Genomic DNA, 20587 nt, shown 5'->3' with positions numbered 1-20587 from the left:
TTCCACGGATACGTTCAGTCTCCCGGGTGCGGCGGGGCCGTGCATCTCACGGCGCCCGCCGCGGCGGGGTCGGGAGGTGGTGGGCGGCGGGGGCCGGTTCAGCGGGCGAGTTCGGCCATGGCGCCCCAGCCCTGCTGCGGGACCTCGACGTTGATGATCTCGGGCGTGGCGGCGATGGCGGCGCCCATGGTCTCCAGACCGGCCGTGAAGTGCTCGGAGGCGACATGGGCGGCGCCGGCCTCGGCGTCGGCGAACGCCTCCAGGAGGACGTACTGGTGCGGGTTCTCGACGCTGCGGGACCAGTCGAAGAAGAGGTTGCCGGGCTCCTCGCGCGTGGCACGGGTGAAGTCGGCGACGCGGTCGAGCCAGGTGTCGGCGTGCTCGGGACGGACGGTGAAACGTACGGCGATGAAGATCATGCGCCTACGCTGCTCCGCCGCCCGCGGGCCGGGCCAGCGGCGGGGGCGGGGATTCCGGCAGGGCCGGAAACGGCGGGACCGGGCCTCCGGAGGCGTGACGGGGAACGGCGGCGGTACGGGTTACGGCTCGGCGCCCGGCGCGCCGATCCCGGCCGTGAACAGGGGCACGGCCCGGGCCAGGGCGGCGCGCACCTCGCCGTGCCGGCGTCGGAAGTCGGCGGTGGGCAGCGACACCGACAGGGCGTGCGCGACGCCGTCGCCCCGCCCGGGCAGGACCGTCGCCAGACAGGTGTACGCAGGGTCCGCCTCGCCCACGGAGACGGCGAAGCCCCGGTCGCGCACCCGGGCCAGCTCCGCCTCGAAGCGCTCGGGGCTGGTGATGGTGCGCTCGGTGAACCGGGCCATGCCGTGCTCGTCCAGGTACCGCCGGCGCAGCGACCGGGGCAGCCCGGCGAGCAGCGCCTTGCCGTGGGCGGTGGCGTGGGCGCGGGCCTCGGGGCCCGGCGCGAAGGGGTGGGCGGTGTCGGTGACGGGCGCGGTGGTGTCGACGACGGTGATCCGGCCGCCCTGGTACGCGGTGAAGTAGGCCTCCGCGCCGGCAGTGCGGCGCAGCCGGCCGAGGAGCTCGGCGACGCCGCCGTCCAGGCCGTGGTGGCGCTGGTAGGAGCGGTGGAGCGCGGGGACCCGCGGCCCGGGCGCGTACCCCTCGGGCGTACGGACGAGGTGGCCGCGGGCGATGAGGGGGCCGGTCAGGTGGTAGACGGTCGACAGGGCGCAGCCGAGGGTGCGGGCCAGGGCCTTCGCCGCGACGGGCCGGTCTGCGTCGGCCACGGCGTCGAGGATGGCGAGGGCCCGCTCCACGGACTGCGGGCCGGACGCGGGGCCGGTCACGCCGGAGGAGGTCGGATGCACCGATCCACCTTAATGCGGCAGGTTCGGAGCGATGAGAGGAGCGTCACCGTCCCGAAAAAAGGGATCATATGGATCTTTTGCCCCCTTTCGGCGTAACGTCGAGGGATACCCCTGACTCCTCACCGCCCCGGGAGGGTGTGTGCGCCGCTCCACGACCGACCACGCCGCCGCGGGCCCGCACGGGCGCCGCGGCCACATACGCAAGGCGGCGCTCGCGACCGGTGCGGTCGCGGCCGTCGCCGGCGGACTGTATGTGGCGGGTCTCGTCGCCACCGGGGACGACATCTCCGAGGGCACCCGGGTGAGCGGGGTCGACATCGGCGGCCTGAGCCGCTCCCAGGCCGCCGCCCGCCTGACCTCCGCGGCCCCCGCCGCATGGAAGGACCCGGTGCGGGTCACGGTCGGCGATGCCGGCACCGCGCTCGATCCCGCCGAGGCGGGCCTCACGGTCGACGTGGCCGCCACCGCCGACCGGGCGGCCGACCCGTCCCGCGACCCGGTCACCGTGATCGGCCGGCTCTTCTCGACCGGCAGCCGCGACATCGAGCCCGTCGTGGCCTTCGACGCCACGAAGGCGCGCGCGGCGATGGCCTCGGTCGCCAAGGAGCACGACCGGACCGTCCGCGAGGGCGCCGTGGCCTTCAAGAAGGGCAAGGCGGTCGTCACCCCGGCACGGGACGGCCAGAAGCTGGACGCCGACAAGGCGGTCGACGCCCTGCGCGCCGCCTATCCGGGGGCCGGCGGCTCGGCGCCCGTGGTCCTGCCGGTCTCCGTCACCCACCCGAAGGTGGGCGCGGCGGAGGTCGACCGCTTCGTGAAGGACTTCGCGACGCCGGCCCTGTCCGGCCCGGTCACGCTCACCACGGGCGGCAACCGTCTGTCGATCCCGGCGGCCACCCTCGCCGACCACCTCAAGGTGAGGACCGAGGGCGGCCGGCTCAACCCGTCGCTCGACTCCCGGTCGCTGCTGCGCGACCCGGACGTGGCCCGTCCGCTGCACACCTTCACCGGCGGTCCGGTCGAGGCCAGCCTCGGCGTGCGGGACGGCAAGGTGGTCGTGGAGCGGGACGGCCGGCCCGGCCGCGAGGTGTCGGCCGACGCCCTCGGCCGGGCGGTCCAGCCGCTGCTCACCCAGGTGGGCGCCGCGGCCCGTACCGCTCCCGTCGAGACCAAGGTGACCCAGCCGGAGCTGACGGCGGAGAATCTCGCCGCGCTCGGGATCACCGAGCAGATGTCGACGTTCACCGTGAACTTCCCGACCGCGCCATACCGCACGACCAACATCGGCCGGGCGGTCGAGCTGATCAACGGCTCGATCGTGCAGCCCGGCGAGGTGTGGAGCTTCAACCGCACGGTGGGCGAGCGCACCGAGGCCAACGGCTTCGTCGACGGCACGATGATCATGGACGGGCAGTACCAGAAGGCGCCGGGCGGCGGTGTGTCGGCGGTCGCCACGACCGTCTACAACGCGCTGTTCTTCGCCGGCGTCAAGCCCGTCGAGCACGGCGCCCACTCCTTCTACATCGAGCGCTACCCGGCCGGCCGGGAGGCGACGGTGGCCTGGGGGACGCTGGACCTGAAGTTCCGCAACGACTCGGGCAAGCCGATCTACATCAAGGCGAGCTCGACGGACTCGTCGGTGACGGTGAGCTTCCTCGGCACGAAGAAGTACGACTCGGTCGAGGCGGTCGCCGGCCCGCGCACGAACATCACGCCGCCGGCGGAGCGCGAGGGCAAGGGCGACAAGTGCGAGGTGCAGGAGCCGCTGGAGGGCTTCGACATCAAGGTCGACCGGGTCTTCAAGAACGACGGCACCGAGGTGAAGCGCGAGACCTTCGACACCCGCTACACGCCGCGGGACAAGGTGACCTGCGAGAAGTAGAGGCGTGAACGGACGAAGGGCCCCTCCCGATCCGGGAGGGGCCCTTCGTTCTCGTCATCGGGACGGGCTGGCGGCGGACGCCTCCCGGTCGGCGCCGTCGGGTCCGGGGACGTCGCTCAGGTCGGCGAGGTCGCGGTTGCGGGTCTCGCGGGCACAGGCGATGGCGACGACCGTGAGCAGCGCGGCGGCGATCACGTACAGGGCGATGGGGGTCGAGCTGCCGTAGTCGTCGAGCAGCGCGGTGGCGATCAGCGGCGCGGGGGCGCCGGCGGCGACGGAGGAGAACTGCGCGCCGATGGAGGCCCCGGAGTAGCGCATCCGGGTCGCGAACATCTCGGAGAAGAAGGCGGCCTGGGGGGCGTACATGGCGCCGTGGAGGACGAGGCCCACGGTGACGGCGAGCAGCAGGCTGCCGAAGGTGCCCCGGTCGATGAGGGCGAAGAAGGGGAACATCCACAGCCCGACGCCGACGGCGCCGATCAGATAGACCGGGCGGCGCCCAAGCCGGTCGGACAGCGCGCCCCAGAGCGGGATGACGGCGAAGTGGACGGCCGAGGCGATGAGGACGGCGTTGAGGGCGTTCTGCTTGGTGAGTCCGACCTGGGTGGTCGCGTAGACGAGGATGAACGCGGTGATGACGTAGTACGAGATGTTCTCGGCCATACGGGCGCCCATGGCGACGAGCACGTCGCGCCAGTGGTGCCGGAGCACCGCGACCAGCGGCATCTTCTCGACCTGCCCGGCGGCGGCCTTGCGCTCCTCGGCGGCGGTGAGGGCGGCCTTGAAGACGGGCGACTCGTCGACGGACAGCCGGATCCACAGGCCGACGATCACCAGGACGCCGGAGAGCAGGAACGGGATCCGCCAGCCCCAGGACCCGAACGCGGCCTCGGACAGCAGCGCGGTCAGCGCGGACAGCACACCGGTCGCGAGCAACTGCCCCGCCGGCGCCCCGGTCTGCGGCCACGAGGCCCAGAACCCACGCCGCTTCGCGTCCCCGTGCTCGGACACGAGCAGCACGGCCCCGCCCCACTCCCCGCCGAGCGCGAAGCCCTGCACCAGCCGCAACGCGGTCAGCAACAGCGGCGCGGCGGACCCGACGGTCGCGTGCGTGGGCAGCAACCCGATGGCGAACGTCGCCCCGCCCATCAGCAGCAGGCTCAGCACCAGCAGCTTCTTGCGCCCCAGCCGGTCCCCGTAATGCCCGAAAACCAGCGCCCCGAGCGGCCGCGCGGCGAACCCGACGGCGTAGGTCAGGAACGACAGCAGCGTCCCGACCAGCGGATCCGACTCCGGAAAGAACAGCTTGTTGAACACCAGCGCGGCGGCCGAACCGTACAGAAAGAAGTCGTACCACTCGATGGTGGTGCCGATCAGACTGGCGGCGACGATGCGCTTGAGAGCGCCGGGAGGCGTGGGAGCGTGTGTTGCGGCGGCCATGTGCACCACTTCCGAGCGGGTGACGGGGACTGTTTCGTGTCGCCACACCGTAGGAAAGCGCAGGTCACCGGCGTATGTGGTGGGACACCATAGTTCGGGGGCCGGGGGTGCGGGCGGGCACCATGCGGGGCCCGGACGGAGGTCTCCGGCGGCGGTCGAGCGCATTCCGGATAGCGATTCACACCGCCACAGGCGGGTGTCAGATATGGCAGTTTGCGCCCCAGTTCGCCGGTGGGGTCCTCACTCCCGTGCTGGTTTGGTGCTGGCTAGGGAGCGTTGAACTCGGGCATTCGGGAAACGGATCGGATGGCGACGGGTGAGCAGACGTGTGAGGCCGACAACCCTCTGTGGGGGCTGTCGGCCTCACGTCTCATCGAACGGCGTCAGGCAGCCGCAACGAGCGCGTCGAACTCCAGGGGCAGGGTCAGCTCGGTCTCCCGCGTGAAGACGGAGCCCATGAGGTTCCTTGTACGTCATCTCATGTGGTGAGTCTGTGCGACGGTTCGACGGCCAGTGGGAAGTCGTGAGGGGGCGAAGGTCGATGGAGTACGTCAATCTCGATGCGCAGGTCGGTGATCTGTCAGGGGTCTTGGACCCGCCTCGCTACCTAAGCCACCTGCCCTCGATCTCTGGTGACCTGCCGCCGGGGGCCCGGGCTTTCGCTACGGACGCGGACCACTACGACTTCCGCAGCAGGCGATGTGTGAAGGACCTGACGCTTCGGGCCGTCCGGGGCGCCGGCGGTGAGGAGATGGAGGTCGAGTTCCGGCACAACTGCTGGAAGCACGACCAGGACCTGCTCATCCGCTATGGAGGGGTGTCCAGTTTCATCATCGATCCCGCCGACGAGGACCGAGGAACGGACCTCGGGACTGTGATTCTCGACGAGATTCTGCCGCACAGGGACGGTTGCAGCCACGAGATCGCCTGCTGGGTCGGCACCCTCCTCCTTGTCTGCCGTGACTTCCAGGCGACGTGGATCGAGACCATCTGCTCCACCAAGTCGTAGGCGCGACAGTCATGGGGATTGTTGAGCGGCTGGTGCCGGATGAGCTATGGGAGCTGTTCCAGCGGGTGGTGCCGGAGGCGCCGTCGCTGCCTCAGGGTGGTGATAGGCGTCGCCACGGCGACCGGGAGGTGCTGGCGAGTGGTCGAAGGCCCGGGTGTGGGCCAAGCTCCACCGCGTGGTGCTCGACGAGCTCGGTGCCCGCGGCGAGCTGGACTGGTCCCGCTGCGCGATCGACTCGGTGAACATGCGGGCCCTGAAAAGGGGGACCTGACCGGTCCGACTCCTGTGGACCGGGGCAAGTACGGCTCGAAGATCCACTTGATCACCGAGCGGACCGGTCTGCCCACATCCGTCGGAATCTCGGGCGCGAACCTGCACGACAGCCAAGCCCTGATCCCCTTGGTCAAGGCATCCCTCCGATCCGCTCCCGCCGCGGACGCAGGCGGCGCAAGCCGGGAAAGCTCCACGCGGACAAGGGCTACGACTACCCCCACCTGCGGCGATGGTTACGCAGACGCGGCAGCGCCCACCGCATCGCCCGCAAAGGCATCGAGTCCTCACAGCGACTGGGCCGGCACCGCTGGACCATCGAGCGCACCATTGCCGTGCTCGCCGGCTGCCGCCGCGTCCGCCGACGCTACGAACGTAAAGCCGAGCACTTCCTCGCCTTCACCAGCATCGCCTGCACCCTCATCTGCTACCGCAGACTCACCAAATGAGATGACGTCTTAACTGCACCAGGGCGTCTCGTTCAATGGAGCGGCGCCCTCGGGCTGTTCTTAGCGTCAGCGTGCACGGACACAAGACGCGGTCTGTCTCAGTCGTACGGGTGAGGAGCTGGTGCTGCATCAGCCAACGTTTGCCCTGCATGTACGGTCGGGACATGGATACCAGCGGCCAGCCGACGCTTGTTCGTCGTGGTGGCCCAGTCGAGAATTCGGAGGTTGGCAGCGTGGGCCGAACTCGATTTCGTCGAGCAGCATGTCCCCAAGTACGGCTGGCCGCCGGAGACGATCGAGGAGTACCGGGCGCAGCAGCTTCAGGAGTAGGTGTCAGAGGCTTGACCAGCCGAGGAAACACAGAACCCCGTGGACGCGATGCCCACGGGGTTCTGCCCTGCTCGGCCGGCCGAGTGGGAGGTCTACGTCACTTCCCGCACTTGGTCTTGAAGCCGTCCAGCAGAGCCTTGCCGGCATCGGAGCTGTCACGTACGTACACGCTACCGCTGATGCTGATCGAGGTGTCACTGGTCGAGATGGGCTCGCTGCCGGTCCGCTCGTTGCGGGGGTCCTCTCCGGCGACCGTCCAGATGATCTGGGACTGATCCTTGGTGAACTCGCCGGTGCTGGTCACGTCCGGCTTCTCGTAGACACCATCGCAGTCGTACTCATGATGCGAGACGCTGTTGCCCTTGACAACCAACTGGCCGAGGTCGGACGTGCCGTTGACGTCCTTGATGTAGTAGGTACCGTCGCGCTTGCTGCCGCTGGCGCTGCCGCTGCTTCCGCTGCAGGCGGTGAGTATGAGTGAGCCCGCGGCCAGGGCCCCGATGGACACGGCGATCTTGGCCCGCGTCCTACGAGTGGTCCTGGTGATGCTCATGGCGTTCCCCCGTCGTGCGTTCTGGATAGTCGGTTCGAGATAGAAGGCGAGTCAAAACATCGTATGGATGGGTGACTTAGTCCAGTCGGAGCCGATCATGACATCTTCACCCTTCGCCTCCGCCCTCGGGTACGCGGCGCAGCCCGGCTGCAGCCAGGGCCAGCATCCGCTACTCCTGCCGCCTCCGGGCTCGGAAGGGCGATCAAATGCCTGATGGCCTCTCCTGCCTACCGACGAGGTGCTACCACGGGAATGCCCAGGTCAACGGTCCGGGGGACGGAGGTCAACCGCGCTGCTTCGATCTGTTTCTGCCGGAGTAGGCTCAAGGTCAGATCGATGCCCTCGATCTCACCGAGCCAGGTCAGATCGGTCTCGATCTCCTGAAGGCGGAAGGCCATCTGCGGGTTCATCCGCAGGACCGGACAGCGGATGCAGGCGTGTTCGTGGCGGCAGTCGCTGGCGTACGGCTGGCCACAGGTGCCGAGCTCAACCTTGCGAGTGTCGAAGTGCTCCTCGAACTCGTTCCACTCCGTGCTGGTCGGCATCCGGTGGAGAGGGGGTCCTCGTCCGCGTCGAGGTCGAGCTCGTCCCAGGGCACTTCTGACCACGCCTGGATGGTGTCCCTCATCCACTGGACCAGGTTCCAGCGCCAGGTCGCGGGGTGGGACAAGTACAGGTGGCCGTTGAGTTGGATCGGGGCGTATGCGTCGACAATTACCCGGTGCGCCGGATCGGTCTGCTTGTGGACCTCCATCGCCGCGAGGAACTCGGCGTCGGTCCTCGTCCGGTCGATACCGGAGACGACGGGGGCGCGAGGCTGATGCAGGCTGGAAAGGCCCAGCGCGTCCTGACTGGCCCGGCTCGGCGCGAGGCCGGCCGCGAAAGACGAGAACCGGCCAGCGTCTTCACGCTGGTGGCCCCCGATCAATCCGAGCGGTGCGACTACTCCTCGTCGACGTACGGCCCGATGGCGCCGTAACCGGGCCAGGCGAGGATGTCGAGGCCGAGCAGCCCCACTGGGACCTTCACCGAGGAGATCTGGTCGTTGGTGTCACTGTCGAGCCTGTAGCGCCCGGGCTTGAGCGAGACCTGCTTGCCTGAGAACTGATTGTCGGTGAAGAAGGTGGCTTCCAGAGCCATAGCTTTCGCCCGTTCCTCTTGAGCCGGGCAGGGGATACACAACCGTTGTATCGGCGCTTACAGGCGGAAGAAGCGGAAAAGGATCTTCTTCGCCCGATCAGGTGGACATCCCATACAGGGCCGATTCGGGCGCTTACGTCCCGCCACTCCTGCTCGACGCAAAACCCGCTCCACGCTCGACTGCTGGCACCTCCCTCCGAATCAGGGCCTTCTCGGCCGGGGCCACGGCATTTCCAGCCAACGACAGCGGACATCCGGCAGTACAGCGCGCGAATCGGCCAGACTCCGTTCAGACCCGACACGTTGGAAGGACGATGGCGACGATGCGCCGAGCGAGCCGGCTCCGGGAAGCGGACGACTACCTGTTCTCCTTCATCGACCGCTGCCGGGCCGAGGCGGAAGGCAAGGGGAACGACGTCATCCCGCTCGGCGTCGGGGACTGCGACCTGCCCGCCCCACCGCACATCGTGACCGCCCTCCAAAGGGCGGCAGACGAGCCCTGGGCACACCGTTACCCCCCGTACGAAGGCACACCGACCCTGCGTCAGGCAGCCTCCGGTTACCTCGCGCGCCGCTTCGGGGTCACGGCGGACCCCGGCACCGAGGTCCTGGTCACCCTCGGCAGTAAAGAGGCCATGGCGCACCTGGCGCTGGCCTGTGTGGAGCCGGGCGACGTGGTGCTGGTGCCCGACCCGGCGTATCCCGTCTATGCGACCTGGGCCCGGTTCTGCGGAGCCGAGGTCGTCACGATGCCACTGCGCGAGGAGAACGGCTTCCTGCCCGACCTCGCCGCGATCCCGCCCTCCGTCGCCACGCGAGCGCGGCTGCTGTGGGTCTGCTACCCCAACAACCCCACCGCCGCGCTCGCCACCCGCGAGTTCTACGCGGAACTGGCCGCCTTCGCCCTCCGGTACGGGATCACGGTCGCCTCGGACACCGCCTACAGCGAGATCTACTACGGCTGCGAACCCCCGCCCTCGTTCCTGGAAGCACCGGGAGCGAGGGCTTGCGGTGTGGAGTTCCACTCCCTGTCCAAGACTTACAACATGCCTGGCTGGCGAGTCGGTTTCGCCGCCGGGAACACCGACGTCATCGCAGCGTTGCGCGAGGTCAAGACACACACCGACTCGGGCACCTTCGCCGCCGTCCAGCACGCCGCCGTCGCCGCCCTCACCGACACCACCGGTTACCCCGACCACCTGCGCGCCGTGTACGCCGGACGCATGCGGCTGCTCTGCGACGGGCTGGAGGCCGCGGGCCTCGACGTCCTGCGACCCCAGGCCACCTTCTACTGCCTCGTCCGCACGCCCGCCGGGCTGGACAGCGAGACCTTCGCCAAGCGCCTGCTCACCGAAGCCGGCGTACTCGGCATTCCCGGCACCGGATTCGGCCCCGGTGGCGAGGGCTTCCTGCGCCTGACCGTATGCGCCGACGACGCCACCATCGCCGAGGCAGTGGGACGGATCACGGCGGTCGACTGGCACGGATGACAGACCGTGAGCCTTTTCCCACCGGGTAGTGCTGGCGGCGTGTTGGACGGATCAACGGAACGACGAAGCTCCTGGTGGACGGGTTCACGACCCGCGCCGGCAGCTCCATCCGGGTGCCGTTCCGCGGACACCGCCTCAAGCGGTGGCAGCGCCGCCACAACAGCACCCACGCCGAGATCCGCTGCCTCGGCGAGCAGGCCAGCCATGACCACCCTGAAGGGCTGGCGCCTCCTACGCTGGCTCCGCTGCAGCATCAACCGCATCACGGCGATCGACCAAGCCGTCCCAGCCGTTATTGCGGGGCATTTTCGCGTACGGCCACGCCGCAACAGCAAGCGCGCTTTCTTCCTTCCCCCAGTCCAGAAGCCAGGACGTCTGGCCTTGATCGCCGTTCCAAAATCCTCTTTCAATAGGGACGGTGAGTTTCAGTGGGCAGTGCGTGCCGGCCAGTCGAATGCGCTGCCCGCACCGGCCAGGCCGCCGGAGCACCTGCACCCCCTGCTCATAAAGCCTGGTCAAAGCTGCCCAGCTCATCGGCCGTAGGGCCTGTGGCAGAGGTCTGGGACGCCGTACGGGACTCCGATGCGGGCGGCCCCCCAGAACAGCGCGCGCATGTCGGCAGGGCGACCGGCGGGAACCGGCTGATGTGCCTGGCTCTTGGACGGCTTGCTGCGCTTCTTCCCCGGTGCCTTCGTGGCCGGCGCCTTGGCCTTCTCCCTCGGTGGAGTCGCGCGAGGGCGCTCGGAGGCGGTTGGCGGGGTCGCCGACGGCGCGCTCGGGCGGGCCTTCGCATCTCGGGTTCGGCGCGCCGCCGCCGGGGTGGTGTCTTCCAGCGCTTCACGGGGCGCGGGCTGGGTGGGCGAAGGCCACTGGCTGGGCAGCGGCGCGGGCGGCCGGTCTTCGGCGGCCGCGAGGCCGTACGGGGTGGGTCGGCGGCACTGCGGGAACGGCCACGCAGCCGGTGAGGGCGAGGAGGACACCGAGTAAGAGTGGGGCGGTGCGGCGGGGGTGCATGGGCCCACGATCGCGGAGCGGCACCTGGGGCAGTGGTGGGGCCTGCGGGTGATCCACCACGACGAGGGACACGCGGCCGGGGTCGCCGGGCCCGTGGCGTGAGCCTCCGGCGAGGAGGGGGCCGAGGCGTCTTGGACGGACCTCGGCCCCCTCCTCGCCCTCCACCTGCACACGTGCTCGGCGAGGCCCTGTACGCGCCGAGCGGGCCGGACGCAGACGCCTCGCCCCAGGGGCCTGGCGGGGCGAACGGTCCTCACGCAGCCGCGCAGGGCCCTTCGCGTACGCCGGGCGCGGCTGCGTGGTCCGGGTGGCCGACCGCAGCGCCGCCCACCGCGAGGTGATCGAGGAGTGCTTCTGCACGCGTTGGTGGCGCACCACGGCGGCGGCCTGACCAGGAACACCCGGGGGGACTGACCCGGCTGACGGAGCAGGCCGACTGCTCGACGCCCCAGGCTCCGACGGTTCCGCCGGAACCGTCGACTCGTTGCACTGCTGAAGGCGGTCAGGTTCGATGCACCAGTTGCAGAGGCGACCGACGGGCGAGTTGCAAGGCAACGGGTCGTCGATGCGTCCGCAGCGTGCGCAGGCGAGTCTGTTGACGGCGTAGCCTGTCGGCGCCAGTTCCAGCAGGAGCCTGGGAGGAGCTGCCGGGCTCTGGGATATCGGTGCGGTGAGCGCGTCAGGGTGTTCGGCCAGGTGGGCGGCCAGAGCTCGGGCGGGCCGAGGTTCCCAGGCGTTGGCTGCCGCCAGGATGCGCTGAGCGTCGCTGGAGGTGAGTTGTGATCCGGCAACGTCCTGGATGTGGCGTGCCACGTCAGCTCTGTGGCTTGCCAGTTCGGCCTGGCGGCACCGCACTTGCGGTCTGGCCCGACTGGGCCGGCTCACTGGGTCGCTCACGTGCCGGAGCGACGGACAACCGTGTCGCGCGTGACCTCCGCCAGGGCGGCATCAAGCTCCTCCAGGCAGGGGGCGTCCTGGGCTGCGGCGGGTTCGGCGGGATCGCGCATGCGCTCACCTTGCGTCGACGGAGGAGGATCCCCATGTGCGCCCGAGGCGGCTGCGGACGGCCTCCGCGGTGATATCCAGACCGGCACCGAGCTCCGCCCAGCCGGCTCTTGTGCGCCGGTCCTCCGGCACGGCGGTCAGGCCGAGTCCGGCCAGGTCCGGGACCGTGGCGGCGACGGTGCTGCTGTGGCAGCCGGCCACCGTACCGACTGGGAACGATTCCCCCGCCCGCTGCCACTGTCGCCGGGCCCGCCAGGCCGCCTGCCGGTGCACGAGGCGGCAGTGTTGGCGGCCACGTGCCCTCGACTCGAGCAGGGCACCGCGCCACTCACACCGAACGTCACCCAGATTCGGACAGTACGCCCGCCGATGGGTGACGGCATCCAGGCCAGGTACTGGCCCGCGACCTGCATCGCGGCCTGTCCGGCTGAGCGCCGGGATCAGGGCGTCAGGGTGAAGCCGCCGACGATCGCTCCGTAGCCGACGTGGGCGAGGACGGTGACCACCGGGGTGCCGGGCCCGTAGTTGCGCATCAGGAAGCCGGGCGGTTCCAGCAGCGCTGTCTCTGGGGCGCTGGTCAGGGGGCTGCCCATGCGGGGGTGGACGAGCGGCAGCAGGATGTTGACCAGTGCGGTACCGGCGAACAGGCCGTGGGCGAGACCGAACAGGGCGCCCAGCCACCAGCCGGCCTGGTCGATGGCGATGAAGACGGCGAGGTAGATGAACGCGAAGATCTGCCCGTTAAGGAAGTGCATCAGGTAGCCGAGGGCTTTGGCGCGGGTGCGGTTGACGGTCACCGCCGTGCCGAGGAGGAACGGCAGGTCCATGCGGGTCAGTCTCAGCTCACTGGCGGCGCGCAGCGCGGTGGTCAAGGCGAGTGTGCCGACGAAGGCGCCCGCGGCGGTTCCCCAGGCGTTCACCGTGCTGTGTCCTTACCTGCCGCGGTGATGGTACAGGCGGCGCTGATCAGCGCCAGGTGGCTCAGGCCCTGGGGCAGGTTTCCCAGGAAGTCGCCGGTTGTGGGGTCGATCTCCTCGCTGTAGAGGCCGACGTCGTTCGCCAGGCCGATCAACTCGTCCATCAGCTCGATCGCCTGCGCCAGACTGGCGGTGCGGGCGAGGGATTCAGCGAGCCAGAAGGAGCACGCAAGGAAGGCTCCTTCCCCGCCGGTGAGGCCGTCTTCGCCGGAATACCGGTCGACGTAGGGGCCGTGCCGCAGGTGGCGGTCCAGGGCGCGGATCGTGGCCCGCATGCGGTGACCGTCGCCGCCGTATCCATAGAGGTGGCCCAGCAGGACGGCGGCGTCCAGGTCGTCACTGCCGGCGGCGCGAACGTAGCTGTCGCGGTCGGGTGAGAAGCAGCGGCCCTCGATGAACGCGCCGATCTCGTCCCGCGTCGTGTGCCAGCGCTCGAGGTGCCGGATGGGGAGCAGGCCGCGTTCGGCGAGGTCGGCGGCGCGGTCGAGGGCCACCCAGCACATCATCTTCGACTGGGTGAAGTGTCGGGGCGGGCTACGGACCTCCCAGATGCCGGCGTCCGGCTCCTCCCAGGCCGTGCACACGAGGTCGGCCAGCTCCGCCAGACGGCGGGCGACATCCCCGTCCAGACCGCCCATGGCCTGGGCGTACTGCCAGGCCGTCTGCATCAGCTCGCCGTAGGTGTCCAGCTGGACCTGCCGGGCCGCGGCATTGCCGATACGGACCGGCGTCGAACCGCGGTAGCCCTCCCAGGACAGGGTCTTCTCCGGGGTGCGGTGCCCGCCGGCCAGGCGGTACAGCACGTTCAGGGATGGGTGGGTGAGCTGGGAGGCGTGCATCAGCCACCAGAAATAGGCGTGTGCCTCCGCCGGGCAGCCCAGCCGCAGGAAGGCGGTCAGGGTGAAGGCGGAATCGCGCACCCAGGAGAAGCGGTAGTCCCAGTTGCGCTCGCCGCCGATCTCCTCAGGCAGCGAGGTCGTCACCGCGGCCGCGACCGCACCGGAAGGGGCGTAGACCAGCAGCTTCAGCGCCAGCAGGCTGCGCATCACCGGCTCGTGCCACCGCCCGGTGTACTGGCGGTCCTGCGCCCAGTTCCGCCAGGCCGCGCACGTGGCCTCCAGACGCACCTCGCACTCGGAGCGGCCCGGCAGGACGAGAGGTTCCTGATGGGCGAACGGCATCGCAAGGAGTGCATGCCGGCCGCTGACGACTTCGAAGTGCCCGCTGACGGCGTCCCCGTCCCATACGGGCTCGCCGGCATCCCAGGCGCAGACCGCGAGTGCATCGCTTCCGGCTGTCGCCACCGGGACACCGGCACGTCGGGTGATTCGCATGTGGCGGGTGCCGTAACCGAACCGGGGCTGCACGCTCCAGTGCATGGGCACGGAGCCGGACAGTCCGTCCACGCGTCGCAGCAGTTCCCGCATCGGCGTGAGCGTCGCTTCGTCATGGAGGGTGAGCGCGTCGATGACCCGCACCGTGCCCGTGTCGGTGCGGAAGGTGGTCTCCAGGACGTTGGTGCTGGGCAGGTAGCGGCGCTCGCTCCGGTATGGGACCGACGGTGCGAGCGTGAACCGGCCGCCGCGGGCGGTGTCCAGCACGGCGCCGAACACCGCGGGCGAGTCCAGGTCGGGCAAACCCAGCCAGTCCACCGACCCGTCCCTGGCGACCAGAGCGGCAGTGCGGCCGTCACCGATCACCGCGTAATCCCGCAGCGGAGCATAGCCGCCGAAGCTCAAGCCACCGGTCGACGGCCCGGGGACGGTTCCTGCTCCCGCCCGGCCGCTGATGCTTCCCATGACACCACCATCCCAGGCGGGCTGCTCACCCGCCTGGTCCGCACCCCATGGCGCGGAGCTGGAGCCTGCCGCCGTCGACCAGCTCTGTGCCGAGGGTGACGAGATCCGTGACGAGGGCGTGGCACGGCTCATCTGCCTGCCTCAGGGCGCACCCGCTGCGGTCGAGAACGAGTACAGCCGCCTGGACTCACTGTGCCGTCCTTTCGGGTCGAGATCCGCCTTTCCCGTTGGAACGGCGGGCTTCGTGCGCGCCATGAGGGCAAGGTGCGAGTCGGGGAGGGGTTCGCGCACTCCGGCCTGGCGGCCCGCCTGATTATGGGCAGCGCCGCCGCCAGACGGCGGCGCCGCGCCCCTTTCCCCATCCCTCACCTTGAGCCGTCGCGGCTGCGACGCGCTGTGAAAGGAAGAGCCTGTGTTCAAGATTCCACGGCGCAGGAAGGTCCTCGCGCCCACTCTGGCAAGCCTGGCCGTCGCGACAACGCTCCTCACCCCGAGCGTTGGCGTGGCCTCGGCGGCCGGCCCGGGCCCGGCGGCCGGCCCGGCTGTCAGCAGCCACTCCGGGTCAGTGAAGCCGAGTCAGCGCCTTCCTGACCAACGCGCATCCGAGGAACTGGCCTCGCTCGGTCACCGAGCCGATGCTCAGGCAGCACATCGACCAGACCGTCGTGTACGCCACCGACCTGCTCAAGGGCGACTACACCGACGCCGTCAAGCACTTCGACGAGGCCAACGACCACATGATGATGCTGGCCGACATCCTCGCCAAGGGCATCATCGCCCAGTTCCCGGACAAGTGCTGCGACGAGCACGACGACCGTCAGAGCTCCGTGCGGTCGTGACCGCTTTCCTGGCCCGGGCCGGTGCCGACACCGGCCCGGAATCAGGCATTGACGGGCTGGCGGCGTGGGCGAGACCAGGTGCGGCCAGAGGGCGGAGTCGCCGCGGGCGCTCGGCCGCGGCCGAGCGCCCGACCGGGGCGTAGTACGGCAACTCCGCGAACCGGCTGCGCGCTGTCCGGGTCTGCCGCGGCGCGGCCGGGGGGCGGGAGGCGGGACTGGCACCTCTGAGATCACCTTCTCCGGGCTATCGGCCAGTCGGGGCAGGCCGGTCGAGGAGGTCGCTGAGGGACATGTCGGGGTCGGCGAGCCACGCTGGATCGGCCGGTCTCCCCGAGGTGACAAGGGCGCGGATCGGTTCGGTGACGTCCCAGACGTTGACGTGCATGCCCGCCAGTACCCGGCCCTCGGCGAGCCAGAAAGCGATGAACTCGCGGGTGTCGGTCCGGCCCCGGAAGACGACCTGGTCGTAACCGTCGGGTTCGACGAAGCCGGTGTACTCCATGCCCAGGTCGTACTGGTCGGTGAAGAAGTACGGCAGGCGTTCGTACGTGACGTCCTGGCCCAGCATCGCCTTGGCCGCGGTCCGGGGCTGATTGAGGGCGTTGGCCCAGTGCTCGACGCGGATGTGTTTGCCGAGCAGCGGGTGGAAGGCGTTTGCGACGTCGCCGGCGGCGTGGATGTCCGGGTGGGAGGTACGCAGGTGGGCGTCGACGCGGATGCCGTTGTCGACGTCGAGGCCGGCGTCGGTGGCGAGCCGGGTGTTGGGGGTGATGCCGACCCCGACGATGACGGCGTCGGCATCGATGCGGCTGCCGTCGGCCAGCAGCACTCCGTTCGCGTGCCCGCCGTTGGCGGTGATCTCGGCGACCTTCACACCGCAGCGAAGATCCACCCCGTGGTCCGTGTGCAGGTCGGCGAAGACCTGCGCCACTTCGCGGCCCAGCACGCGCAGCAAGGGCAGTTCCGCCGTCTCCAGGACCGTCACCTCGACGCCGGCCGTACGGGCGGCGGCCGCAGTCTCCAGACCGATCCAGCCGGCGCCGATCACCACGATGCGGGATGCGGACCGCAAGGCTTCTTTGATGCGGTCACTGTCGGAGAGGCGGCGCAGATAATGAACCCCGTCGAGGTCGGCTCCGGGAGCGGGCAGGCGGCGCGGTGAAGAGCCGGTGGTCAGCAGCAGCTTCGCGTAGCCGAGCCGGCTGCCGTCGGCAAGCGCCACCTCGTGTCCGGCCGGGTCGATCGCGGTGACGGTGGTGCCCAGGCGCAGGTCGACGTCACGTTCGGCGTACCACTGGGACGGGTGGACGTAGACCGTCTCCCGCTCGTCCTTGCCCAGCAGGTAGCCCTTGGACAGCGGCGGCCGTTCGTAGGGACGCTCGCCCTCCTCTCCGAGCAGTACGACAGGGCCGTCGAAGCCCTCTTCCCGGAGCGTCTGAGCTGCCTTCGCGCCGGCCAGGCCGGCTCCGACGATCACAAATGCCGAGTTCGTGGCCATGTCCTCTCCTTTGCTGCGTAGGCTCTGCCGGCGGACTGATGGCAGTCCGCTCCGCGAGCTGGCCCGTCAACACTGCGGCGTCCGCTTGCCCCCTCGCCGTCGGAGGTGCGCCGTGGAAGTGGACGACTGCGGTGCTTGCCGGCGTGTCTGCCGCTCGGTCGTCGCACGGGAACACGGGCAGGGGCCGTCAGGTCAGCGCCACGACTGCATCAGGCTGCGGCGCGTTTGGTGTGCAGTTCGGTGTCCAGTTGCTCGAACAGCTCGTTGCCGGAGGCCGTGAACGTGGCTATGCCCTCGTCCTCCAGGACGTGCACCACGTCGTCATAGGACACGCCGAGCGCCTCCAGGTCGTTCAGCACCTGCTGGGCGTGCGCATATGTGCCATGGATCGTGTCCCCCTGGATGCGGCCGTGGTCCGCGACCGCGCGCAGGGTGTGCTCGGGCATGGTGTTGACCACGCCGGGCGCCACCAGTTCCTCGACGTAGCGGGTGTCGGCGTAGGCGGGGTCCTTGACCCCGGTGGAGGCCCACAGCGGGCGTTGCGAACGCATACCGGCCGCCTCCAGGGCCCTCCATCGGTCCGATGCGCGGGCCCGCTCGAAGCGCTGGTAGGCCAGGCGTGCGTTGGCGACCGCGGCCTGCCCCCGCAGCTTCTGCGCCTCGGGGGTGCCGATCTTGTCGAGTCGGCTGTCGATCTCGGTATCCACTCGGCTGACGAAGAAGGAGGCCACCGACGCGATGGACGCCAGGTCACGTCCCGCCGCGTGTGCCCGGCCCATGCCGTCCAGGAAGGCGCGGAGCACCTGGTCGTAGCGGTCCAGGGAGAAGATCAGTGTCACGTTGATGCTGATGCCTTCGGCGAGCGCCGTGCTGATCGCCTCCAGGCCCTCCTGCGTCGCGGGGATCTTCACGAACAGGTTCGGCCGGTCCACCAGCCACCACAGGGCCCGCGCCTCGGCGACCGTTGCCGCCGTGTCCCGGGCGACGCGCGGGTCCACCTCCAGCGACACCCGCCCATCGACCGCGTCACTGGCCTCGAACACCGGGCGCAGGATGTCGCAGGCCCAGCGCACGTCGAACGCGGTCAGCAGCCGGACGGCTTCCTCGACCCGCACCCCGCGCCGGGCAAGATCACCGAGCTGCTCGTCGTAGCGGTCACCCGAGCGGATCGCCTTGGCGAAGATCGTCGGGTTGCTGGTGATGCCCACCACCCGCCGTTCACCCACCAAGTCGGCCAGCCGGCCACCGGCGAGCCGCTCCCGGCTCAGATCATCCAGCCAGACCGCTACGCCCTCGGCGGCCAGCCGGTCCAGATTCTCACTCATGCCCTTCTCCTTTCGGGCGATGGCCTCCACGTGCTCTCCGGAGTGACCTCCGCGGGCGACACACGACCCTGCCGGCGAATCGATGCCGGGCAGGTTCGTGGCGGCTGCGACGTGTCGCCGCCGCCCCGGCAGGCCGTGCGGATGGGCCGATAGAGGGCCCACCCGCCTCTCCGCCTTCGCGGCTGCTGCCTGCCGTCAGTGAGAGGGCCGCTTGCCGTGGTAGCGCTGGGCGAGCCGGGCCAGGGCCACCGCGCCGAGCAGGAGGCCGAAGTCGCGCAGCGCGATGTCGTAGTACCCGGGGATGGTCAGCAGGCTGATGATGATGCCGGCCAGCCATCCGGCGACCAGCCAGCCCCCGAAGCGCGGGACCAGGGCGACGACGAGTCCGGCCACGATCTCGACGACGCCCACGGCGTACATGGCCGCCTGCGCGCTGCCCGGAACGATGTCGTCGATCCACGGCGCGAGGTAGACGGGCCAGTCCACGAGCAGGTTGGTGAACTTGTCCAGCCCGAACAGGATCGGCGCCACGGTGAACCCCGTGCGCAGGATGACGAACGCCTGGTAGCCGGGGTCGGCGAGAGCGGCCCGCCGGGGGGCGGCGGACGTGGGGGTTGTGGTGGGGGAAGACATGACACCCTTCCTTCTATCGGCAACTCTTACTGTCAATAGAAGCGCGCACCCCTTCTTTAGTCAATGGCTCTGGGTTTTACACTGGTGTTCGTGGACCACTCGGAAGAAGCACCCCACTCCGACATCTCAGCCGTCGCCGCGCTCGACGAGCCGACCCGCAGAAGGCTGTACGACCACGTCGTGCGCCAGCCGGCGCCGGTCAGCCGCGACGAAGCCGCCGAAGCCCTCGGCCTCGCCCGGAAGACCGCGGCCTTCCACCTGGACCGCCTGGCCGACGAATCACTGCTCGACGTCGTCTACGAGCGGCGCAGCGGTCGCACCGGCCCGGGAGCGGGCCGGCCGGCCAAGCTCTACAAGCGCTCCGCCCAGCAGGTGGCCGTCACCCTGCCGGAGCGGCACTACGAACTCGCCGGACGGCTCCTCGCCCAGGCTCTGGAGGAATCCGAGGCCACCGGCGAACCGGTGCGGACCGTCCTGCACCGCAAGGCACACGAGCTGGGCAGACAGCTCTCCGAACAGAAGCAGGCGGGTGTCTTCGACCTGCTGGAGGGCAACGGGTTCGAACCCCGCTACGACGGTGACGCCATCGTCCTGGGCAACTGCCCCTTCCACGCGCTCGCCCGCGACTACACACAGACCGTGTGCGGCATGAACCTCCACCTGCTGCGCGGCGTACTGGAAGGCCTCGACGAAGAAGGGCTCCAGGCGTGCCTGGAACCCAGCCCCGGCCACTGCTGCGTCCGCCTGCAGCCCACCTCCTCACCGCCCACCGGGGCGCGACACCCCTGAGAACGGCCACCACCTGCCGCCCGCACGAGCCTTTGCCTACCCACGAGGAGCACGTCATGGACTTCGCGACCCCGGCCCCGGACACGGCAGTGGACGAAGCCGGCCTCTCCCCCAGCTTCGCCGCCATACCCGCGCCCCAGGGCACGACGCCCTCCGTCACCCCGCTGCGCGTCGTCCACGACACCGGCGGCGTGGATCTGGCCCAAGCCGAACGCGCCGCCGCCCAGTTCCTTGCCGCGCTCGGCATCGACACCAGTACCGAAAGCCTCCGCAACACGCCCGCCCGCATGGCCCGCGCCTACGCCGAACTCTTCAGCCCGCGCCCCTTCGACCTGACGACCTTCCCCAACGACGAGGGCTACGACGAGCTGGTCCTGGCGCGCGGCATCCCCGTGCGATCGGTCTGCGAGCACCACATGCTGCCCGTCGTCGGCACCGCCCACGTCGGCTACCTGCCCGGTCACCGCATCCTCGGCCTGTCCAAACTCGCCCGTGTCGTCGAGCACTTCGCCTGCCGCCCACAGGTTCAAGAACGCCTGACCAAACAGGTCGCCGACTGGCTCCAGACCCAGCTGGAGCCCAAGGGCGTCGGCGTCGTGATCGAAGCCGAACACACGTGCATGACCCTGCGCGGCGTCCAGGCCACCGGCTCCAGCACCCTCACCTCCACCCTCCTCGGCACCCTCCGCCACGACGCCCGCTCCCGCGCCGAATTCCTCTCGCTGACCGGCCTGACCGCCTGACAGGTCGTCATGGCCGCGCTCAACGGCCTCACTCTGGCAAACGCCCTGCGGGCGCCGTACACCGCAACGTC

Annotated in this window: 17 protein-coding genes and 1 pseudogene; 7 read left to right on the top strand and 11 right to left on the bottom strand. The window is 70.0% G+C overall.

Features of this window, described 5'->3' with window-relative positions:
* Nucleotides 1–98: 98 nt before the first annotated feature.
* Both ACFY7C_RS18320 and ACFY7C_RS18315 read right to left on the bottom strand, forming a co-directional pair.
* Nucleotides 99–419, bottom strand: coding sequence for a putative quinol monooxygenase (locus ACFY7C_RS18320; RefSeq protein ID WP_389651105.1), 321 nt, complete (start codon nucleotides 417–419; stop codon nucleotides 99–101).
* Between the two features lie 120 nt (nucleotides 420–539).
* Nucleotides 540–1331, bottom strand: coding sequence for an IclR family transcriptional regulator (locus tag ACFY7C_RS18315; RefSeq protein WP_389651103.1), 792 nt, complete (start codon nucleotides 1329–1331; stop codon nucleotides 540–542).
* Between the two features lie 139 nt (nucleotides 1332–1470).
* On the opposite strand from ACFY7C_RS18315, the gene ACFY7C_RS18310 reads away from it, so the two are divergent.
* Nucleotides 1471–3213 carry a VanW family protein gene (locus ACFY7C_RS18310; protein ID WP_389651100.1) on the top strand — a complete coding sequence of 581 codons (1743 nt, stop codon included), beginning with the start codon at nucleotides 1471–1473 and terminating at the stop codon, nucleotides 3211–3213.
* 54 nt (nucleotides 3214–3267) lie between these two features.
* Here the strand turns inward: ACFY7C_RS18310 and ACFY7C_RS18305 are convergent, their stop codons facing one another.
* Nucleotides 3268–4653 carry an MFS transporter gene (locus tag ACFY7C_RS18305; protein WP_389651097.1) on the bottom strand — a complete coding sequence of 462 codons (1386 nt, stop codon included), beginning with the start codon at nucleotides 4651–4653 and terminating at the stop codon, nucleotides 3268–3270.
* A gap of 541 nt (nucleotides 4654–5194) precedes the next feature.
* Between ACFY7C_RS18305 and ACFY7C_RS18300 the strand changes: the two genes are divergently transcribed.
* Together ACFY7C_RS18300 and ACFY7C_RS18295 are read left to right on the top strand one after the other, a co-directional pair.
* Nucleotides 5195–5662 carry a hypothetical protein gene (locus tag ACFY7C_RS18300; RefSeq protein ID WP_389651094.1) on the top strand — a complete coding sequence of 156 codons (468 nt, stop codon included), beginning with the start codon at nucleotides 5195–5197 and terminating at the stop codon, nucleotides 5660–5662.
* A gap of 11 nt (nucleotides 5663–5673) precedes the next feature.
* A pseudogene (locus tag ACFY7C_RS18295) lies at nucleotides 5674–6381 on the top strand (IS5 family transposase).
* A 427-nt stretch (nucleotides 6382–6808) separates the two neighbouring features.
* Here the strand turns inward: ACFY7C_RS18295 and ACFY7C_RS18290 are convergent.
* The 3 genes from ACFY7C_RS18290 to ACFY7C_RS18280 form a co-directional block, all read right to left on the bottom strand.
* Nucleotides 6809–7264 (bottom strand): hypothetical protein, encoded by a 456-nt coding sequence (locus tag ACFY7C_RS18290; protein ID WP_389651092.1) that lies wholly within the window; start codon nucleotides 7262–7264, stop codon nucleotides 6809–6811.
* A 227-nt stretch (nucleotides 7265–7491) separates the two neighbouring features.
* The gene (locus ACFY7C_RS18285) at nucleotides 7492–7809 is read right to left on the bottom strand and encodes a hypothetical protein (protein ID WP_389651089.1); all 318 of its coding nucleotides are present in this window, start codon (nucleotides 7807–7809) and stop codon (nucleotides 7492–7494) included.
* A gap of 397 nt (nucleotides 7810–8206) precedes the next feature.
* On the bottom strand, nucleotides 8207–8404 hold the full coding sequence (locus ACFY7C_RS18280; RefSeq protein ID WP_389651086.1) for a hypothetical protein: 198 nt from the start codon (nucleotides 8402–8404) through the stop codon (nucleotides 8207–8209).
* A 323-nt stretch (nucleotides 8405–8727) separates the two neighbouring features.
* Here ACFY7C_RS18280 and ACFY7C_RS18275 point away from each other — a divergent pair, with 323 nt between their 5' ends.
* Complete coding sequence (locus ACFY7C_RS18275; RefSeq protein ID WP_389651083.1) at nucleotides 8728–9894, top strand: aminotransferase class I/II-fold pyridoxal phosphate-dependent enzyme; 1167 nt, start codon at nucleotides 8728–8730, stop codon at nucleotides 9892–9894.
* A gap of 2459 nt (nucleotides 9895–12353) precedes the next feature.
* Here ACFY7C_RS18275 and ACFY7C_RS18270 read toward each other — a convergent pair.
* Together ACFY7C_RS18270 and ACFY7C_RS18265 are read right to left on the bottom strand one after the other, a co-directional pair.
* Nucleotides 12354–12833, bottom strand: a complete 480-nt coding sequence (locus ACFY7C_RS18270) for a hypothetical protein (RefSeq protein WP_389651081.1) — start codon at nucleotides 12831–12833, stop codon at nucleotides 12354–12356.
* Complete coding sequence (locus ACFY7C_RS18265; protein WP_389651079.1) at nucleotides 12830–14689, bottom strand: glycoside hydrolase family 15 protein; 1860 nt, start codon at nucleotides 14687–14689, stop codon at nucleotides 12830–12832. Before ACFY7C_RS18265 ends, ACFY7C_RS18270 begins: the two co-directional genes overlap by 4 nt.
* A 635-nt stretch (nucleotides 14690–15324) precedes the next feature.
* Here ACFY7C_RS18265 and ACFY7C_RS18260 point away from each other — a divergent pair.
* On the top strand, nucleotides 15325–15528 hold the full coding sequence (locus ACFY7C_RS18260) for a hypothetical protein (RefSeq protein ID WP_389651076.1): 204 nt from the start codon (nucleotides 15325–15327) through the stop codon (nucleotides 15526–15528).
* Between the two features lie 244 nt (nucleotides 15529–15772).
* On the opposite strand, the gene ACFY7C_RS18255 is transcribed toward ACFY7C_RS18260, so the two are convergent.
* From ACFY7C_RS18255 to ACFY7C_RS18245, 3 genes are all read right to left on the bottom strand, one after another.
* A complete protein-coding gene (locus ACFY7C_RS18255; RefSeq protein WP_389651073.1) occupies nucleotides 15773–17026 on the bottom strand; it encodes an NAD(P)/FAD-dependent oxidoreductase in 1254 nt (417 codons plus the stop codon).
* A gap of 209 nt (nucleotides 17027–17235) precedes the next feature.
* A complete protein-coding gene (tal, locus tag ACFY7C_RS18250) occupies nucleotides 17236–18351 on the bottom strand; it encodes a transaldolase (RefSeq protein WP_389652733.1) in 1116 nt (371 codons plus the stop codon).
* A 195-nt stretch (nucleotides 18352–18546) separates the two neighbouring features.
* Complete coding sequence (locus ACFY7C_RS18245) at nucleotides 18547–18984, bottom strand: hypothetical protein (protein ID WP_389651070.1); 438 nt, start codon at nucleotides 18982–18984, stop codon at nucleotides 18547–18549.
* Nucleotides 18985–19047: 63 nt separating this feature from the next.
* Here ACFY7C_RS18245 and ACFY7C_RS18240 point away from each other — a divergent pair, with 63 nt between their 5' ends.
* Nucleotides 19048–19773 carry a helix-turn-helix transcriptional regulator gene (locus ACFY7C_RS18240; protein WP_389651067.1) on the top strand — a complete coding sequence of 242 codons (726 nt, stop codon included), beginning with the start codon at nucleotides 19048–19050 and terminating at the stop codon, nucleotides 19771–19773.
* A gap of 56 nt (nucleotides 19774–19829) precedes the next feature.
* On the top strand, nucleotides 19830–20516 hold the full coding sequence (gene folE / locus ACFY7C_RS18235; RefSeq protein ID WP_389651064.1) for a GTP cyclohydrolase I FolE: 687 nt from the start codon (nucleotides 19830–19832) through the stop codon (nucleotides 20514–20516).
* Nucleotides 20517–20587 lie beyond the last annotated feature (71 nt).

The sequence above is a fragment of the Streptomyces sp. NPDC012769 genome, from assembly GCF_042901205.1.
Classification (GTDB): domain Bacteria; phylum Actinomycetota; class Actinomycetes; order Streptomycetales; family Streptomycetaceae; genus Streptomyces.
This window is presented reverse-complemented; position numbering and strand designations above follow the sequence as displayed.

Bases quoted from the DNA above. Each gene is read 5' to 3' on its own strand.
- ACFY7C_RS18320 (WP_389651105.1), bottom strand. From the start codon at position 419: ATGATCTTCATCGCCGTACGTTTCACCGTCCGTCCCGAGCACGCCGAC.
- ACFY7C_RS18305 (WP_389651097.1), bottom strand. From the start codon at position 4,653: ATGGCCGCCGCAACACACGCTCCCACGCCTCCCGGCGCTCTCAAGCGC.
- ACFY7C_RS18300 (WP_389651094.1), top strand. From the start codon at position 5,195: ATGGAGTACGTCAATCTCGATGCGCAGGTCGGTGATCTGTCAGGGGTC.
- ACFY7C_RS18290 (WP_389651092.1), bottom strand. From the start codon at position 7,264: ATGAGCATCACCAGGACCACTCGTAGGACGCGGGCCAAGATCGCCGTG.
- ACFY7C_RS18285 (WP_389651089.1), bottom strand. From the start codon at position 7,809: ATGCCGACCAGCACGGAGTGGAACGAGTTCGAGGAGCACTTCGACACT.
- ACFY7C_RS18280 (WP_389651086.1), bottom strand. From the start codon at position 8,404: ATGGCTCTGGAAGCCACCTTCTTCACCGACAATCAGTTCTCAGGCAAG.
- ACFY7C_RS18275 (WP_389651083.1), top strand. From the start codon at position 8,728: ATGCGCCGAGCGAGCCGGCTCCGGGAAGCGGACGACTACCTGTTCTCC.
- ACFY7C_RS18265 (WP_389651079.1), bottom strand. From the start codon at position 14,689: ATGGGAAGCATCAGCGGCCGGGCGGGAGCAGGAACCGTCCCCGGGCCG.
- ACFY7C_RS18260 (WP_389651076.1), top strand. From the start codon at position 15,325: ATGCTCAGGCAGCACATCGACCAGACCGTCGTGTACGCCACCGACCTG.
- ACFY7C_RS18255 (WP_389651073.1), bottom strand. From the start codon at position 17,026: ATGGCCACGAACTCGGCATTTGTGATCGTCGGAGCCGGCCTGGCCGGC.
- tal (WP_389652733.1), bottom strand. From the start codon at position 18,351: ATGAGTGAGAATCTGGACCGGCTGGCCGCCGAGGGCGTAGCGGTCTGG.
- ACFY7C_RS18245 (WP_389651070.1), bottom strand. From the start codon at position 18,984: ATGTCTTCCCCCACCACAACCCCCACGTCCGCCGCCCCCCGGCGGGCC.
- ACFY7C_RS18240 (WP_389651067.1), top strand. From the start codon at position 19,048: ATGGCTCTGGGTTTTACACTGGTGTTCGTGGACCACTCGGAAGAAGCA.
- folE (WP_389651064.1), top strand. From the start codon at position 19,830: ATGGACTTCGCGACCCCGGCCCCGGACACGGCAGTGGACGAAGCCGGC.